Annotated in this window: 15 protein-coding genes; 8 read left to right on the top strand and 7 right to left on the bottom strand. The window is 73.6% G+C overall.

From position 1 onward, the window contains the following. Window positions 1-10: 10 nt before the first annotated feature. On the bottom strand, window positions 11-1,024 hold the full coding sequence (locus D7M15_RS20650; RefSeq protein WP_240649395.1) for an EamA family transporter: 1,014 nt from the start codon (window positions 1,022-1,024) through the stop codon (window positions 11-13). Window positions 1,025-1,162: 138 nt separating this feature from the next. Here D7M15_RS20650 and D7M15_RS20645 point away from each other — a divergent pair, with 138 nt between their 5' ends. After that, window positions 1,163-1,393 carry a hypothetical protein gene (locus D7M15_RS20645; protein ID WP_121518869.1) on the top strand — a complete coding sequence of 77 codons (231 nt, stop codon included), beginning with the start codon at window positions 1,163-1,165 and terminating at the stop codon, window positions 1,391-1,393. A gap of 190 nt (window positions 1,394-1,583) precedes the next feature. On the opposite strand, the gene D7M15_RS20640 is transcribed toward D7M15_RS20645, so the two are convergent. Then, on the bottom strand, window positions 1,584-2,114 hold the full coding sequence (locus tag D7M15_RS20640) for an NUDIX hydrolase (protein WP_121518868.1): 531 nt from the start codon (window positions 2,112-2,114) through the stop codon (window positions 1,584-1,586). 48 nt (window positions 2,115-2,162) lie between these two features. Next, entirely contained in the window at window positions 2,163-3,509 is a 1,347-nt protein-coding gene (locus D7M15_RS20635) for a transcriptional regulator (RefSeq protein ID WP_121518867.1), read from the bottom strand. A 232-nt stretch (window positions 3,510-3,741) separates the two neighbouring features. On the opposite strand from D7M15_RS20635, the gene D7M15_RS20630 reads away from it, so the two are divergent. The 5 genes from D7M15_RS20630 to D7M15_RS20610 all read left to right on the top strand — a co-directional run bounded on the left by D7M15_RS20630 (window position 3,742) and on the right by D7M15_RS20610 (window position 8,943). Continuing rightward, on the top strand, window positions 3,742-5,181 hold the full coding sequence (locus tag D7M15_RS20630) for a hypothetical protein (protein ID WP_121518866.1): 1,440 nt from the start codon (window positions 3,742-3,744) through the stop codon (window positions 5,179-5,181). 62 nt (window positions 5,182-5,243) lie between these two features. After that, a complete protein-coding gene (locus D7M15_RS20625; RefSeq protein ID WP_121518865.1) occupies window positions 5,244-5,834 on the top strand; it encodes a peptidoglycan recognition family protein in 591 nt (196 codons plus the stop codon). 192 nt (window positions 5,835-6,026) lie between these two features. Next, on the top strand, window positions 6,027-7,037 hold the full coding sequence (locus tag D7M15_RS20620) for a pyridoxal-phosphate dependent enzyme (protein ID WP_121521127.1): 1,011 nt from the start codon (window positions 6,027-6,029) through the stop codon (window positions 7,035-7,037). 539 nt (window positions 7,038-7,576) lie between these two features. After that, window positions 7,577-7,990: an anti-sigma regulatory factor gene (locus D7M15_RS20615; protein WP_121518864.1), complete on the top strand. Its 414-nt coding sequence runs from the start codon at window positions 7,577-7,579 to the stop codon at window positions 7,988-7,990. After that, on the top strand, window positions 7,987-8,943 hold the full coding sequence (locus D7M15_RS20610; protein ID WP_240649394.1) for an RNA polymerase sigma factor SigF: 957 nt from the start codon (window positions 7,987-7,989) through the stop codon (window positions 8,941-8,943). The genes D7M15_RS20615 and D7M15_RS20610 overlap by 4 nt, the downstream gene beginning before the upstream one ends. A 195-nt stretch (window positions 8,944-9,138) precedes the next feature. Here D7M15_RS20610 and D7M15_RS20605 read toward each other — a convergent pair whose 3' ends face one another. After that, window positions 9,139-9,552, bottom strand: coding sequence for a hypothetical protein (locus D7M15_RS20605; protein ID WP_206337395.1), 414 nt, complete (start codon window positions 9,550-9,552; stop codon window positions 9,139-9,141). A 63-nt stretch (window positions 9,553-9,615) separates the two neighbouring features. Here D7M15_RS20605 and D7M15_RS20600 point away from each other — a divergent pair, with 63 nt between their 5' ends. Continuing rightward, window positions 9,616-10,584, top strand: coding sequence for a diacylglycerol kinase family protein (locus D7M15_RS20600; protein WP_121521121.1), 969 nt, complete (start codon window positions 9,616-9,618; stop codon window positions 10,582-10,584). 321 nt (window positions 10,585-10,905) lie between these two features. Further along, window positions 10,906-11,169, top strand: a complete 264-nt coding sequence (locus D7M15_RS20595; RefSeq protein ID WP_027747983.1) for a WhiB family transcriptional regulator — start codon at window positions 10,906-10,908, stop codon at window positions 11,167-11,169. A 264-nt stretch (window positions 11,170-11,433) separates the two neighbouring features. Here the strand turns inward: D7M15_RS20595 and D7M15_RS20590 are convergent, their stop codons facing one another. From D7M15_RS20590 to D7M15_RS20580, 3 genes are all read right to left on the bottom strand, one after another. Then, complete coding sequence (locus D7M15_RS20590; RefSeq protein ID WP_121521119.1) at window positions 11,434-12,909, bottom strand: PAS domain-containing sensor histidine kinase; 1,476 nt, start codon at window positions 12,907-12,909, stop codon at window positions 11,434-11,436. 391 nt (window positions 12,910-13,300) lie between these two features. Next, entirely contained in the window at window positions 13,301-14,374 is a 1,074-nt protein-coding gene (locus D7M15_RS20585) for an SIS domain-containing protein (RefSeq protein ID WP_121518863.1), read from the bottom strand. Window positions 14,375-14,418: 44 nt separating this feature from the next. Next, complete coding sequence (locus D7M15_RS20580) at window positions 14,419-16,023, bottom strand: glycoside hydrolase family 3 N-terminal domain-containing protein (RefSeq protein WP_121521117.1); 1,605 nt, start codon at window positions 16,021-16,023, stop codon at window positions 14,419-14,421. Window positions 16,024-16,025 lie beyond the last annotated feature (2 nt).

Below are 16,025 nucleotides of genomic sequence, written 5' to 3'. Positions count from 1 at the left end.
CCCGCGCCTCCTACGTGGGCGGTGCGCCGTCCACCGCGCGCGCGGCGGCCGTACGCGGCCGGGTGCGTACGGCACCCACGCTGGCGGCGATGACCAGCGCGATCGCCAGCAGCTGCACCGGCTCCATGTCCTGCCCCAGCACCAGGAACCCGGCGGTCGCCGCCGCCACCGGCATCAGGCTCATCAGCACGGCGAACGTCGCCTGCGGAATCCGCCGCAGGGCGAACAGGTCGAGCGTGTACGGCAGTCCGGACGACAGCACCGCCACCGCCGCGCCCAGCGCCAGCGTCACCGGGTCGAGCAGGGCGGTGCCCGCGCTGACCACCGCGAGCGGCGCGCTCACCAGGGCCGCGACACCCATCGCCAGCGCCAGCCCGTCGGCCTTCGGGAAACGGGCGCCGACGCGCGCGTTCAGCATGATGTACGCGACCCAGGCGCCGCCCGCGGCCAGCGCGAAGGCGACTCCGGCCGGGTCGAGTTCACGGAACCCGCTGCTGCCCAGCAGGTACACGCCCGCCAGCGCGAGCGCCGCCCACAGCAGGCTGACCGCGCGGCGCGCGGCGACCACCGACAGCACGAGGGGGCCGAGCAGTTCGAGGGTGACCGCGGCGCCGAGGGGGATGCGGTCGATCGCCTGGTAGATCAGGGTGTTCATGGTGCCCAGCGCCAGCCCGAGGCCCGCGGCGGCGCCCCAGTCCGCGCGCGAGTGGCCGCGTACCCGGGGGCGGCACAGCGGCAGCATGATCAGCGCGGCGAACGTGAGCCGCATCGCCACCACGCCGATCGCCCCCGCGCGGGGGAACAGCAGGGCCGCCACGGCCGCGCCGAACTGCACCGAGAGCGCGCCCGCGCACACCAGCCCGACCGCGCCCGCCCGGCCCGCGCCGTCCGCCGTACGCGCGCCCGTACCGCCGGGCCCGGCCCGACCGGCACCGCCCGGGGCCGTCGTCCCCGCCGCGTGCGCGCCCTGCCCCGCCGCCTGCGTGCCCCGGCCCGCCTCACCGCCCATGACCTCACCGCCCATGCGGCCACGCTAGAACGGTCCGTGCCGCGCGCGGCACGCCGGGTCGGCGTCCGGGGAACCGGGTCGGTGCCGCGTACGTTCACGGGGCGGAGGGGCACAGCCTTCCGTACCCATCCCGTTCCAGCACAGGAGACGACCATGGCAGGGTTCCTCGACAAGGCCAAGGAGCAGGCCCAGCGCGGTCTCACGCAGGGCAAGGAGAAGGTCGGCGAGGTGCAGGCGCAGCGCGCGGGGCACGACCTCGTCCGCAAGCTGGGCGCGGCGTACTACGCGGAGCGGCACGGCACCGGCTCCGCCGCGAGCACGCAGCAGGCGATGTCCGCGGTGGAGCAGCACATCGCCCAGCACGGGGACGGCGCCCTGCGCTGAGGGCGTTCCGGCGTAGGGGCGTCGCCCGCGCCGGACACCCGCGCAGCACGGCCGCACCGCGCCGGCACCCGCACCACGCGCGCGGCCCCGGCTCCCGGCCCCGCCGTGCTCGACGGGGTCCGGGGGCCGGGGCCTCCTGCGCGGGCGACCCGTGCACCAACCGGGTGCGCCGCCCGGTGCGCGCCGCGCGTCAGCCGAAGCGCAGGCTGTGCAGCATCAGCAGCGCCGCCGCCGAGTTGGCCGCCGGCACCTCGCCGCGCGCGATCAGTTCCGGCGCCTCCTTCAGCGGTATCCACTCCCGCTTGTCGGACTCGAAGTCGTCCTCCGGGTCGCCGACGTACGCGGCGCTCTCCGACCAGTAGATGTGGTGCCGCGCGTCGGCCAGCCCGTTGGACGGCTCGACGGTCATCAGATGCCGCAGCGGGCCCGGCCGCCAGCCGGTCTCCTCCAGCATCTCGCGGCCCGCGGCGGCGGCGACGTCCTCGCCGTCCTCCACCACGCCCGCGGCCAGCTCCCAGCCCCAGCTGTCGGTGATGAAGCGGTGCCGCCAGAGCAGCAGCACCTCGTTCCGTTCGTTGACGGCGGTGGCCATGGCGACCGGCCGCAGTCTGATGAGGTAGTGGTCCAGATGGCGCCCGTCCGGCAGCTCGACGTCTGCCAGGTTCACGCGGAGCCACTGGTTCTCGTACACCGTGTGCTCACCGAGGTTGTTCCACAGCACGTGAAGTGCCCCCTTCCCCATGGAGGTTGGGCACTCCAGCATGCGGCTTCAGAGGGGGACGCGCAGTGCCTCGTCGATCAGGCGGGCGGCGTCGGCGGCGGACGTGCTGGGGTGTCCGGCCAGGTGGTCGCGGACCGCCCGCATCCGGTCCCGCAGCCGCTGCGACTCGATGCCCTGCGCGTGCCCGACCATCTCGGCGGCGGTCGCGGCGGCCCGTTCCGCCTCCCCGCTGCGCAGTTCGACGTCGGTGAGCGTGGCGAGCCGGTTCACCCTCCCCCGTACGTGCGCCGGCGCACGCGCGGCCATCTCCGCGTACCGACCGGCCTCCCGTACGTCCCCCAGCACCAACAACGCCTCCGCCAGCCGCACTTCGGCCAGGCCCGGCTGGACGTAGCTGGTCTCGTCGGGCTCCTCCTCCGGACGTATCCGCGTGGAGAACGTCTCCGCGAGCCGCATGCAGCGGTGCGCGCTCGCCCGGTCCCCGAGCCGGGCGTACGCCTTCGCCTGCATCGCGTAGAGGTCGGTGGCCAGCGCGGGGCTGGCGTGCGGGCCGGTGGTCCGCAGCACCGACTCGGCGCAGGCTATGGAGTGCCGGTCGTCGCCGAGGAACAGTGCCTGGTTCACCAGGAGCGCCACCACGTAGCCGCCGAACAGCCGGTCGCCGGAGGCTTTCGCGAGGCGTAACGCCTGGTGGAAGTAGCGCTGGGCGAGGCCCTGCGCGTCGGCGTCGTACGCGCAGATGCCGCAGACCGCGGCCAGCGAACCCGCCGCGCGGCACAGCCTGCGCCCGGTCCGGTCGTCGTACGTGCCGCGCATCAGCGGCGTCACCTCGGCCGTCAGGAAGCCGACGACGCGGGGGCGGGTGGCGACGCCGCCCGCGTTCCGGTAGAGGTGCTCGTAGTGGCCGCGGGCCGCGTGCAGCACCGCCACCTCGGCGTCGGTGACGCGTCTGCGGCCGCCGTGCGAGACGTCGAGGTCCTCCGGCGGGTTCTCCCACTCCCACACGGGGCCGACCGCCGCGGCTCCCGTCAGGAGCGACGGGCCGGGCGCCTCGGCGTGCATCCGGTCGGACCGCCACAGCACGGCGGCGCGGTCGAGGAAGCGGTTCAACCCGCCGACGTCCACGCCGAGTTGGGCGGCCGGTTCCGAGGGCGCCGCCATGCCCACGTCGTCCAGCGTGAGCGTACGGGCGAGCTGTTCGCCGAGGATCTCGCAGATCAGCTCGGGGACCCGGCCGCGTGGCCGTTGCCCCTTCAACCAGCGCGCCACGGCCGTGTGGTCGTAACGCAGGGTGGTCCCGGCCTCCCGGCCGCGCCGGTTGATCCGTGCCGCCAGTCCGGCCCTCGACATCCCGGACTGGTCGAGCAGCGCGTCCAGCTGACGGTTCGGCTCCATCACGGCCCTCCGGTGCTTCAACACGTGTTTCGCAAAGTGACGGCGCGTCGGTTCACACGGGGTGCGAACGGCTCACGACCACCGCACGGAGGCACATCCTCCCCTTCGTAGGTTACGTGCGGTTGGGTCGAAGTACCCCTCCGTAGGCGGAAATGCCTACGGAGAGCAACCAAGGAGGGCTCTGTGAACGACCCGATCCGCTTCCGTCCCGACCTCCGGAAGGAGGCGCACGATGCGCTCGGCTAGCCGCACCCGCACCCCCAACGACGCGCTCCGCGCGCTGCTGGAGGAGTCCGGCTGGACGCAGGCGGCCTTCGCCCGCGCGCTGGCCAGGCTGGGTGCCGAGACGGGCACGCACCTGCACTACGACCGCACCTCCGTCGCCCACTGGCTGCGCGGCAGCCGCCCCGGGCCCACGGTCCAACGGCTGATGGCGGAGGCGTTCAGCCGCCGCCTGCGCCGCCCGGTGACCGTCGCCGACCTCGACATGGGCGGCACCGGGGGACCCGGGCGGCGCCCCCACGGGCGTACGGCGGCACCGCCCGAGTGGCCCGACCCGCGCACCCGCCCGCTGGACACGCTCGCGGCGCTGACGGCGCCCGCCACGGGCGCGCACCGCGCCCACGCGCGGACGCCCGCCCCGTACCGGCTGATCCTGCTGACGGAGCCGAAGTCCGCCCCGCCCGGCGCCACTTCGGGCACGGCCACGGGTACGGACCCGCGCCCGGCGACCGCCCCCGCCGTACGGGCACGCCCGACCGGCAGCGGCCCGGCGGACGTGGCGTCCGTCCGCGCGCACACGTACTTCTTCGCCGAGCAGGCCGACCGCCGCGGCGGCGGGCACATCCGCGCGCCCCTCGCCGCGTACGTCTCCGGGCTGACGCGCAGGCTGCGCGGCCCGGACGCGGCGGGGCGCTTCCGCGGCGAACTGCTGTCGGGCGCGTCCCGGTTGAGCTACCTGCTGGCCCGCGTGTACGCCGACGAGCAGCGGCACGGGCTCGCCCAGCGCGCGTTCCTCACCTCCGGCGAACTCGCGGAGGAGGCGGGCGACCCGGCCGGGTCGGCGCTGGCGCGCCGCGCCCTGAGCACGCAGGCGCACGAGTTGGGGCACCACCGGCACAGCCTCGCGCTGGCGGAGGCCGCCTGCGAGAAGGCGCCGCGGGACACCGAGCCGTCCGCGCGCGCGTTCCTGTACGCGGGGCTGGCGGTCGCCGCCGCGGAGGGCGGCGGGAAGGCCGACGCGCTGGCGGCGCTGCGCCGCGCGGAGCAGTCGATGGCGCACGCCGACGCGTTGGGCGGCGGCCCCGTCGGGGGCTACCAGGAGGCGGCGCTCCAGTACCAGACGGGCCAGGTGCACGCGGTCCTGGGCGACCGGGGCGGCGCCATCCGGGAGTTACGGGCGTCCCTGCGCTCCCGCCCGGTGGACGAGCGGCGCGCCCGCGCGCTCAGCCACGCGGAGCTGGCCGAACTGCTGCTCTCCTGCGGCCGGTTGGAGGAGGCGTGCGCCTCCTGGGAGGTGTTCCTGGAGGACTGCTCGATGGTCCGCTCCGGTCGCGCGCGGCGCGCGCGAGAGCGCATCCCGGGCCTGATCCGCCCGTACCGGCGCGAGGAGTGCGCGCAGGCGCTGATGGCACGTTCGGGCGCCCTGGCAGGGACGGGTGATTTCCCGTAGAAGCGGGAATACGGGCTTCGGGCCCCGACGGAATTCCGAGACCAGGAGAAACAGAGGCGAGCATGGCCACACCCATCACCGCGAGCACCTTGGTCGCGGCTCTCAAGGACGAGGGCCTGACCGTCGTCGAGGTACGCGACTGGCGGAATCACCACCGCAACCACCAGGGCGACTGGGGGCCAGTGCACGGCGTCATGATCCACCACACCGTGACCAGCGGCGCCGAGCGGACCGTCGACCTCTGCTACGACGGCCACCCCGAACTGCCCGGCCCGCTCTGCCACGGCGTGATCACGAAGGACGGCAAGGTCCATCTGGTCGGCCACGGCCGCGCCAACCACGCGGGTCTCGGCGACGACGACGTGCTGAACGCGGTGATCGCCGAGAAGGACCTCCCGTCGCCCAACGAGCAGAACACCGACGGGAACAGCCGCTTCTACGGCTTCGAGTGCGAGAACCTCGGGGACGGCGAGGACCCGTGGCCGGCGGCGCAGTTGGAGGCCATCGAGAAGGCGGCCGCCGCGCTCTGCCGCCACCACGGTTGGAAGGCGCCGTCCGTCATCGGGCACAAGGAGTGGACGGACCAGAAGATCGACCCGCGCGGGTTCAGCATGGACGACATGCGCGACCGCATCGCGGAACGGCTCAAGTGACGGCTGGGGTGACGGCCGTACGCGCCCGGTCGCGGGCACCCGCGCCCGTACGCGTGGACCGCGCGCCGACGGCCTGACCCGCGTCACCGCGCGGCGCGCACACGTGGGCCCCGTGTGCGCGCCGCGCGGCCCCGTTCGCACGACCGGGCGGGCGGGTTCGTACGACCACGCGGGCCGGGCGAGAATCGGCGTGTGCACCGCGAGACCCCCGCGCACCCCGGCGTCCTCGCCCCGCGCCTGCCGTCGCCCCTCCAGGAGGTGGCCGACGAGCGGTTCGCGCGGCGGGGCGTTCGGCTGCTGCTGAAGCGGGACGACCTGATCCACCCGGAGCTGCCCGGGAACAAGTGGCGGAAGCTGACGCCGAATCTGCGCGCCGCCACCGAGGGCGGCCACCGTACGCTCCTCACCTTCGGCGGCGCCTACTCCAACCACCTGCGCGCCACCGCCGCCGCGGGCCGCCTGCTGGGCTTCCGCACGGTCGGCGTCGTCCGCGGCGACGAACTGGCCGACCGGCCGCTCAACCCGTCGCTGGCGCGCTGCGCCGCGGACGGCATGCGGCTTCTCTTCGTGTCCCGCGCCGAGTACCGCCGCCGGGACGACTCCGCCTGGACCGCCGAACTCCGCGCGCGGCACGGCGACTTCCACCTGATCCCCGAGGGCGGCAGCAACGCCCTCGCCGTACTCGGCTGCACGGAGCTGGGACGCGAGCTGCGCGGCCGTACGGACGTCGCCGCCGTCGCGTGCGGTACGGGCGGCACGCTGGCGGGGCTGGCGGCGGGCCTCGCCGCGCCGGGGGCACCGGCACGCGCCCTCGGCGTACCGGTGCTCAGGGGCGGCTTCCTCGGCGCGGAGGTGGCGCGGCTCCAGCGGGAGGCGTTCGGCGGCCGCCGCGGCGACTGGTCCCTGGACGACCGTTTCCACTGCGGCGGCTTCGCCCGTACGACACCCGAACTGGAGCGCTTCGCCGCCGACTTCACCGACCGGCACGGCGCCGTACTGGCGGACGCCGCCGCCGGGCGCGCCCCCGGTGCGTACGCCGGGGACGTACGCACCACCCCCGACGGCACCGGTACGGGCTCCGGCCCGGCGCCCGTGCGCCTCGACCGCGTCTACGTGGCCAAGCTGCTGTTCGCGCTGCGGACGCTCACGGACGAGGGCGCGTTCCCGGCGGGGAGCACGGTCACCGCGGTGATCACCGGTTGAGCCCCGTATCGCCGTGACGCTCCGTGTCCGTCGCCGCCGGAGCACCGTCTCGCGCCCTTTCCGCGACCGTCACGGAAAGGTACCGCCCGCCCGCCGGGGCCAGTTACGTGCCGGGGGATGCTATGAACCCCGCGACTCATGGGTATTGAACCTGTGGCACCCCGTTCCATCGGCCGCGATACGGGCCGGGGGGCGCCGAGCGGCCGGGCCGCCGCAGGGACCTCCGGGCCTCCCGAGGGGCACCGCACGCGACGGCCGTGACCAACGCAGCGTAATCGTCCCGGATTTGGGGGCTCCACCCCCTAGCCACGGACAGTACCCATGTGTTTACTATGGGTGACGCCCCCAGGATGGGGCGGCTGCGGCGGATCAAGATTCGTCCGGGCGACATCCCGAGTCGGATCGCGATAGCGTCGCAGTCGTACCATCCGCCGCGTCGGCCCGCGCGGTGCCGCGCCTCTCGGCGCGGAGCCGCGGGGACCGGCGCGTTGGTCAACAGCCATCGAGCCTAACCAGCTTGCGCCACCTTGGAGGTGAGGGTGTCCCAGATCGCAGGCGAGCCCGGAGACAAGGACTTCGTCGAGGTCCGGCTGCCCGCTGCGGGTGCCTATCTGTCCGTGCTGCGTACGGCCACGGCCGGGCTCGCGGCCCGGCTGGACTTCACCCTCGACGAGATCGAGGATCTCCGGATCGCGGTCGACGAGGCGTGCGCCATCCTGCTCCAGCAGGCCGTCCCCGGTTCGGTGCTCAGCTGCGTCTTCGAGTTGATCGGGGACTCGCTGCGGGTGACGGTGTCGGCGCCGACGACCGACGGCCGGGCACCCGAGCGAGACACGTTCGCCTGGACGGTGCTTTCCGCCCTGGCCGGGGAGGTGGGTTCCGTGGTGTCGGAGGACCGCACGGTCAGCATCAGTCTGCGCAAGCAGCGCGGCGCGGGTCCGGAATCGTCGTGACCGAGCACGAGGCACGAGAAGCGTGGGCGGGCCGCCTGGAGGCGGCCGGCCCCGGCATTCCCGAGCAGCAGGCACGGCCGCACCCGGCAGACCCGGGCAGTCAGCGAGTGGAGCGGACGGAGCAGGCGGAGCGGGCGGTCGCGATGGACGAGCAGCTGAACGGGAAGCACGAGCACACCGGGCGCGGGCAGCACGACCCGCGCGACCGCAGCGGCGCGCGTTCCCTCTTCATCGAGCTGCGCGAGCTGCCCGACGGCTCCCCCGCCCGCGCCGAGCTGCGCAACCACCTGGTGCGGATGCACCTGCCGCTCGTCGAGCACCTGGCCCGCCGCTTCCGCAACCGCGGCGAGCCGCTCGACGACCTCACGCAGGTCGCGACGATCGGTCTGATCAAGTCGGTGGACCGCTTCGACCCCGAGCGGGGCGTGGAGTTCTCGACGTACGCGACGCCGACCGTCGTCGGTGAGATCAAGCGGCACTTCCGCGACAAGGGCTGGGCGGTCCGCGTACCGCGACGGCTCCAGGAGCTGCGGCTGTCGCTGACGTCCGCCACGGCGGAGCTGTCCCAACTCCACGGACGCGCCCCGACGGTGCACGAGCTGGCCGAGCGGCTGGCGATCTCGGAGGAGGAGGTGCTGGAGGGACTGGAGTCCGCGAACGCGTACAGCACCCTGTCCCTCGACGTGCCCGACACCGACGACGAGTCCCCCGCGGTCGCCGACACCCTCGGCGCGGAGGACGACGCGTTGGAGGGCGTGGAGTACCGCGAGTCGCTCAAGCCCCTCCTGGAGGAGCTGCCGCCGCGGGAGAAGAAGATCCTGCTGCTGCGCTTCTTCGGGAACATGACGCAGTCGCAGATCGCCCAGGAGGTCGGCATCTCCCAGATGCACGTCTCCCGGCTGCTGGCCCGCACGCTGGCCCAGCTGCGCGACCGGCTGCTCGTGGAGGAGTGAGCCGAGGAGCGAGCCGGTACGGGGCGTCCCGCCCACCGTCCGGCCCGCACACCCGCGCCGGGCGCTCTCCGGGCCGTACGCCACGGACCGGCGCCCGAGGCCCTGGACCCCGCGTCCGGGGCGGGACGGGGCGTCCGCGACCGCGCCCCGGGCCGTACGGCGGACCCGTGGCCCGCACCGCGCCCGAGGGGGCGGCTACGCGTCCCGCGGTCCGATGCCCAGCGCTTCCGTCGCGGTCGGGTTGACCACGCAGACGAGTACGGCGAGGGCGATCGCCCCGATCAGCGCTCCCCCGGCGGCCCAGGCGCCGCCGTTCTGCGCCATCTGCCAGCCCACGGGCAGCGCCAGCAGCTGCGTGATCATCGAGGGCCCCCGGCTCCAGCGGCGCCGCAGCCACAGCCCACGCGCGGCCAGCAGCGGGAGGGCGGCCAGCGCGAGCACCGTGAGGGCCATCGTCAGCGCCTGCGTCATGCCGTCCGGATCGCCGGTGAACAGCATCACGAGGGAGCCCAGTCCGAAGGCCGCGATCACCGTCCCCTCCAGGGCGGTCAGCACGGCGGCGGCCGTGACACGGGCCGGACGGGTCTGGGGCGCGGTGCTGTCACTCACCCCAGCAGGGTAGCCCGGCACCGGACTGGGGACGCCCACGGCACCGTGGGTACCCTGCACTCCATGCGCGCTCTCCTCGTCGTCAATCCCGCTGCCACCGCCACCAGCGCGCGGACGCGTGACGTCATCTCGCACGCCCTTGCCAGCGATCTGAAGCTGGAGGTGGCGACGACGGAGTACCGGGGCCATGCCCGCGACCTCGGTCGGCTGGCCGCGCGGGACGGCGAGACGGAGCTGGTGATCGCCCTCGGCGGCGACGGCACCGTCAACGAGATCGTCAACGGCCTGCTGCACGACGGCCCCGACCCGGAGCGCCTCCCCCGCTTCTCGGTCGTCCCGGGCGGCTCCACCAACGTGTTCGCCCGCGCCCTCGGCTTCCCGAACCACGCGGTGGAGGCGACGGGCGTCCTGTTGGACGCGCTGCGCGAGGGCCGTGAACGCACCGTCGGGCTGGGCCTCACGTCGGGTCCGCGGGATTCCGACGACGCGGAAGTCCCGGAACGCTGGTTCACGTTCTGCGCGGGTCTCGGATTCGACGCGGGAGTGATCGGCCGGGTGGAACAGCAGCGGGAGAAGGGGAAGCGTTCGACTCACCCGTTGTACGTGCGGCAGGTGGTGCGCCAGTTCTTGAAGGAACCGCACCGCCGGCACGGAACGATCACCCTCGAACGACCGGGCGAGAAACCGGTGGAGAGGTTGGTGATGTCCATAATCTCCAATACGGCGCCGTGGACCTATCTGGGCAACCGCCCGCTCTACACCGTGCCCGGGACCTCCTTCGACACCCGCCTCGACCTGCTGGGACTGTCCCGGATGACGCCCGTCGCGATGAGCCGCTACGGGACGCAGCTGCTCGCTTCGACACCCGAACGCGGTCCGCACGGAAAGCACGTGACCTCCCTGCATGATCTCGGCGCCTTCACCTTGCATTCGCAGGTCCCACTCCCGTTCCAGATGGACGGCGACCACCTGGGACTCCGCACCAGCGTTCAGTTCACAGGTGTAGGGCGTGCACTGCGTGTGATTGTGTAAGTCGAAGGCCCTAAAGTCCTTTTACTCGAACGTTTAGGCTGGCCTCCACCCACTGGAAGTACGGCCCGGGGCGACACCAAACCAAGGATTCAAAAAAAACTTGCGGCAGGGGGTTGTATCCGCCGCCGAGGTTTGCGAGTCTCTTCATGGCGATCGGGACGGCCCACTGGCGGCCCCCTTGAGAGCCCCGAATCCCCCTCCTGAATCCCGTGGGATGCGCATCACATCTTGCGCGACACCCCTTCCCCCGTCGGGGGATTCGTGAAAGCGTTCACATTCACAAGCAACGTACCCGTAACACCACGAGGAGAGGTAGCAGCCATGGACTGGCGTCACAACGCCGTTTGCCGCGAGGAAGACCCCGAGCTGTTCTTCCCCATCGGCAACACCGGTCCCGCGCTGCTGCAGATCGAGGAAGCCAAGGCCGTCTGCCGCCGCTGCCCCGTCATGGAGCAGTGCCTGCAGTGGGCGCTGGAGTCCGGTCAGGACTCCGGTGTCTGGGGTGGCCTCAGCGAGGACGAGCGCCGGGCGATGAAGCGCCGCGCCGCACGCAACCGCGCGCGGAACAACGCCGCGACCGCCTGACCCACCCCGCGACTGCCACCAACTGCCCCCTCGCATCGCAGCGCGCAGTGCCCTGACAAGCGCCTGACACGCGGCGCACACAAGACCTGAGAGCCCCGGTACGCGGCGACGAAAGCCGCCGTTCGGGGCTCTCGGTCTGTCCGCGCACCGACGGTGTCCGCCCCGAACACCCGTAGCGCGTGCGGGAGTACGGAGGTACGGGGGTACGCGAAGCGCGGGCGTACGGGCGCACCCCCGGTCGCGCGCCCCGCCGCGCGCGCCCGGTCAGGGCTTCTCGGGCGCCACCGGCAGGTCGAACGTCACGCGCGTGCCCCGCTCCGGCGCCGGCACCATGTCGAACGTGCCGCCCAACTCCCCCTCGACCAGGGTCCGTACGATCTGGAGCCCCAGGTTGCCGGACTCCCGCGCGTCGAATCCGTCGGGCAGCCCGCGCCCGTCGTCCTGCACCGTGACCAGCAACCGCCCCTCCTCCCGGCCGACATCGCCGCCGCGTACGGCGCCGACCTCGACCGTGCCGAGGGTGTCCGGGCCGAAGCCGTGCTCCAGCGCGTTCTGGAGCACCTCGGTGAGGACCATGGCCAGCGGCGTGGCCACGTCGGCGTCGAGGATGCCGAAGCGGCCGGTACGGCGGCTGGTGACCCGGCCCGGCGAGAGTTCCGCCACCATCGACAGCAGCCGGTCCGCGATCTCGTCGAACTCGACGCGTTCGTCGAGCGTCTGCGACAGGGTCTCGTGCACGATGGCGATCGAACCCACGCGCCGTACCGCCTCGTTGAGCGCCTCGCGCCCCCGGTCGGAGTCCATGCGCCGGGCCTGGAGCCGGAGGAGGGCGGCGACCGTCTGGAGGTTGTTCTTCACCCGGTGGTGGATCTCCCGGATGGTGGCGTCCTTGGTGAGCAGTTCCCGTTCCCGGTGGCGCACCTCGGTGATGTCCCGCAGCAGGACGAGTGAACCGATGCGCGTGCCCTTGGGTTTGAGCGGGATCGCGCGCAACTGCACGACGCAGTCGTTCCCTTCGACCTCCGCCGCGCGCGGCGCCCAGCCGCTGGCCAGCTTGACGATGGCCTCGTCGACCGCGCCACGCGCCGGTGCCAGCTCCGTGGTGGCCTCCCCCAGGTGCAGGCCGACGAGGTCGGCGGCGAGGCCCAACCGGTGGTACGCGGAGAGCGCGTTGGGGCTCGCGTACTGCACCAGGCCGTCCGCGTCCAGCCGGATCAGGCCGTCGCCGACGCGCGGGGACACGTCGGTGTCGCCCTGCTCCCCCGGGAAGGGAAACGATCCGGCGGCGATCATCTGCGCCAGGTCGGACGCGCTCTGGAGGTACGTCAGCTCCAGCCTGCTCGGGGTGCGTACGGTCAGCAGGTTGGTGTTGCGCGCGATGACGCCGAGCACCCGGCCCTCGCGGCGTACGGGGATGGACTCGACCCGTACGGGCACCTCCTCGCGCCACTCCGGGTCGCCCTCCCGTACGATCCGGCCCTCGTCGTGCGCCATGTCCAGCAGCGGGCGGCGGCCGCGCGGCACGAGGTGGCCGACCATGTCGTCCTGGTACGAGGTGGGGCCGGTGTTGGGCCGCATCTGCGCCACGGAGACGTAGCGCGCGCCGTCGCGGGTGGGGACCCAGAGCACCAGATCGGCGAAGGACAGGTCCGAGAGCAACTGCCACTCGGAGACCAGCAGGTGCAACCAGTCCAGGTCACGGTCGTCGAGGGTGGTGTGCTGGCGTACGAGGTCGTTCATGGAGGGCACGCGTCGAGCCTACCGGCGGGCGTCGGACAAGAAGTCGCCCCGGCCCATGGACAGCGTCAAAAGGTCTAGTCCACAATGGGTGGTCCGGGGCGAGCCCCGCGGACAACCACATACTTCTGCCCTCCCCGCACAGGAGGGCGGAACGAGACCCGAGGCGCTCTCTGCCCTGACCGCGCCAGGGTCTCCGAACTCCGGGCTGCGGTGCCGGACGGGCTGAGGGTCCCGTCCCGGCGCCGCGGCCCGAAGTGATTCCCGGGCCCGTACGGGACGGCGGGACGGGGCGCGTGCGGCACGGGCGCACGGCGCGCGCGTACGGCGACGGCCGCCCGCGCCGGAAGTCCGGTACGGGCGGCCGCCGTCGGGGTCTCGCGCGCGGGTGCCGTCAGTGCGTCTCGGTCACCTTCGCGAGCGCGCGCGGCGCGTCCGGGTCCTGGCCGCGCGCGATGGTCACCTCGTACGCCAGCATCTGGAGCGGCACGATCTCCAGCACCGGCTGGAGCTCCTCCGCCAGCCCCTCCGTGGGCAGGACGAAGCCCGCCGACGCCGCATCGACCTGCGGCTCCGGGCCGAAGACGACGAGGTCCGCGCCCCGGTCGCGGAGCCGGTCCAGCACGGGCTGGAGCGCCGCCCCGCCCTTGCCGTCGGTCACCACGGCGATGACCGGCGAGATGTTGTCGACCATGGCGAGGGGGCCGTGCAGCAGGTCCGCGCCCGAGTACGAGAGGGCGGGGATGTAGCTGGTCTCCATCAGCTTGAGCGCGGCCTCCTTCGCGGTGGGGTAGCCGTAGCCGCGCGAGGTGATGACCATGCGCTCCGCGAAGCGGTAGCGACCGGCGAGCGCCTTGACCTCGTCGCCGCGGGCGAGCACCGACTCCACCAGCTCGGGCAGCGCCTTGGCGGACGCGGCGCCGTCGCCGCCGCGCATGCCGTCCACGAAGAGGTACAGGGCGAGGAGTTCGGCGGTGTACGTCTTGGTCGCGGGCAGCGCCTTCTCCGGACCGGCGAGCACGTCGATGTGGAACTCGCTGACCTCGGCCAGCGGCGACGCCGCGTTGTTCGTGACGGCCAGGGTGATCGCCCCGGCCTCGCGGGCGGCGCGGGTGGAGGCCACCAGGTCCGGGGAGCCGCCGGACTGGCTGACGGTGATCACCAGGCAGTCGGTGAGGTCGGCCCGTGCCTCGTACGCCGTGGTGGTGGACATGGACGTGAGCCCGCAGGGCTTGCCGAGCAGCACCTCCAGGAGGTACTTCGCGTACAGCGCCGCGTTGTCGGACGTGCCGCGCGCGGTGAGAAGGACGAAACGGGGGTTCCTGCCGGCGATCTCTTCGGCCGTCCTGCGGATCGCGGGCGCGCCCTCGTCGAGGATGCGCCGGAGCACGGCGGGCTGCTCGGCCATCTCACCGGACATGATCCGCCCCGGCACGAGGGGCTGCGGGGACGGGCTCGGGGCGGACATGCTGGGTGCCTCCAGGTGGCTTGTGCTGTGCGGCCCGCGAGGGTTCAGCCGCCGGCCCCCTTGCCGACGATGACCTCCGCGGCGGCCCGACCGCATACGCGGGCGGCGCCATGGGTGGCGATGTGCAGGGCCCCGGCGGGCGGCGACTGGGGCAGCCCCATCTCGACCACGACGGACTCGGGCCGTGCGGCGATCAGGGCGTCCAGGGCGTCGGCCATCCAGGAGTGGCGGTGGACGTCGCGTACCACCGCGACGATCCTACGGTCCGCCGCCGCGTCGAGCACATTTGCGACCAAGCCGGACGGGTCCGCGTCCGAGGCCGCGTCCTTCCCGTACGTGGCCGTACGGGTGCCGGGCAGCAGCCGTTCCAGTTCGGGTGCCACGCCCCAGGGCGTCGAGTCGCCGACGGCGATGTTCGCCAGCGGGGAGAACGCCGCGACGAACGGGGGCGAGGCCAGCGGGTCGTAGTCGTCGGAGACGGTGACGCGCAGCGCGCGTCGGGCCGCCCGCAGACCGACGTCCGACGCGTCGTCGGCGGCGTGGCCGGCCGCCGGGGCGCCGGTCGGCGCGGGCCGGGAGGACGAGGGCACGGGCGCGCTCCCCCCGTTCACGCGCGCGCCCGCCTCCCCCGTCCAGCGCGCGAGCGCGCGCACCCGTGCTGCGGCGTCGGCGAGTCGCTCCCGGGGGAGCTCGCCGTCGCGTACGGCCCTCACCAGCGCGTCGCGAAGCCGCAGCACGGTGTCCTCGTCGGCCAGTCCCCCGCCGACGCAGATGGCGTCGGCACCCGCGGCGAGGGCGAGCACGCTGCCGCGCTCGAGGCCGTATGTGGCGGAGATGGCCTGCATCTCCATTCCGTCGGTGACGATGAGCCCGTCGTGGCCGACGCCGCCGCTGCTCTGCGGGGCGCGCAGCAGCCCGTTCAGCGCGGCCGGGCTGAGGGTGCCGGGCAGCGCCTCGTCGAGCGCGGGCAGCAGGATGTGCGCGCTCATCACGCACTTGCTCCCGGCGGCCACCGCCGCGCGGAACGGGACGAGTTCGCGGTCGTGGAGCGTGCTGAGGTCGGCGTCGATGCGGGGCATCGAGTGGTGCGAGTCGACGGCGGTGTCGCCGTGGCCGGGGAAGTGCTTGACGCAGGCCGCGACGCCCGCCGCCTGGAGGCCCTCGACGTACGCCACGGTGTGCCGGGCGACGAGCTGCGGGTCGCCGCCGAACGAGCGGACGCCGATCACCGGGTTGTCCGGGTTGGAGTTGACGTCCGCCGACGGCGCCCAGTTGAGGTTCACGCCGCAGGCGGCGAGCCGCCTGCCCAGCTCGTGGGCGACCTCCCAGGTCAGTTCGGGGTCGTCGACGGCGCCGAGCGCGAGGTTGCCGGGGAAGGAGGAGCCCGTACGCGCTTCGAGGCGCGTGACGTCGCCGCCCTCCTCGTCGATGGCGACCAGGATGTCGGGCCGGGCCTCGCGCAGTTCGGCGGTGAGGGCGGCCAGCTGCTCCGCGGACTCGATGTTGCGGCCGAACAGGCCGACGGAGCTGAGCCCTTCGCGCAGCTGCGCGAGGAGCCACGCGGGGGCGGTGGTGCCGGTGAAGCCGGGCTGGAGGACGGCGAGCGCGTCGCGGGTGAGGGTCCCGGAGTCCGTGGTGAGGGTCGTCATGC

This window comes from Streptomyces sp. Z26 (genome assembly GCF_003665095.1).
Taxonomy (GTDB): Bacteria; Actinomycetota; Actinomycetes; order Streptomycetales; family Streptomycetaceae; genus Streptomyces; species Streptomyces phytohabitans.
Note: the sequence above shows the minus strand (reverse complement) of the source record. Positions and strands in the feature narration are given on the sequence as shown.

Bases quoted from the DNA above. Each gene is read 5' to 3' on its own strand.
- D7M15_RS20650 (WP_240649395.1), bottom strand. From the start codon at position 1,024: ATGGGCGGTGAGGTCATGGGCGGTGAGGCGGGCCGGGGCACGCAGGCG.
- D7M15_RS20645 (WP_121518869.1), top strand. From the start codon at position 1,163: ATGGCAGGGTTCCTCGACAAGGCCAAGGAGCAGGCCCAGCGCGGTCTC.
- D7M15_RS20635 (WP_121518867.1), bottom strand. From the start codon at position 3,509: ATGGAGCCGAACCGTCAGCTGGACGCGCTGCTCGACCAGTCCGGGATG.
- D7M15_RS20630 (WP_121518866.1), top strand. From the start codon at position 3,742: ATGCGCTCGGCTAGCCGCACCCGCACCCCCAACGACGCGCTCCGCGCG.
- D7M15_RS20625 (WP_121518865.1), top strand. From the start codon at position 5,244: ATGGCCACACCCATCACCGCGAGCACCTTGGTCGCGGCTCTCAAGGAC.
- D7M15_RS20600 (WP_121521121.1), top strand. From the start codon at position 9,616: ATGCGCGCTCTCCTCGTCGTCAATCCCGCTGCCACCGCCACCAGCGCG.
- D7M15_RS20595 (WP_027747983.1), top strand. From the start codon at position 10,906: ATGGACTGGCGTCACAACGCCGTTTGCCGCGAGGAAGACCCCGAGCTG.
- D7M15_RS20590 (WP_121521119.1), bottom strand. From the start codon at position 12,909: ATGAACGACCTCGTACGCCAGCACACCACCCTCGACGACCGTGACCTG.
- D7M15_RS20585 (WP_121518863.1), bottom strand. From the start codon at position 14,374: ATGTCCGCCCCGAGCCCGTCCCCGCAGCCCCTCGTGCCGGGGCGGATC.
- D7M15_RS20580 (WP_121521117.1), bottom strand. From the start codon at position 16,023: ATGACGACCCTCACCACGGACTCCGGGACCCTCACCCGCGACGCGCTC.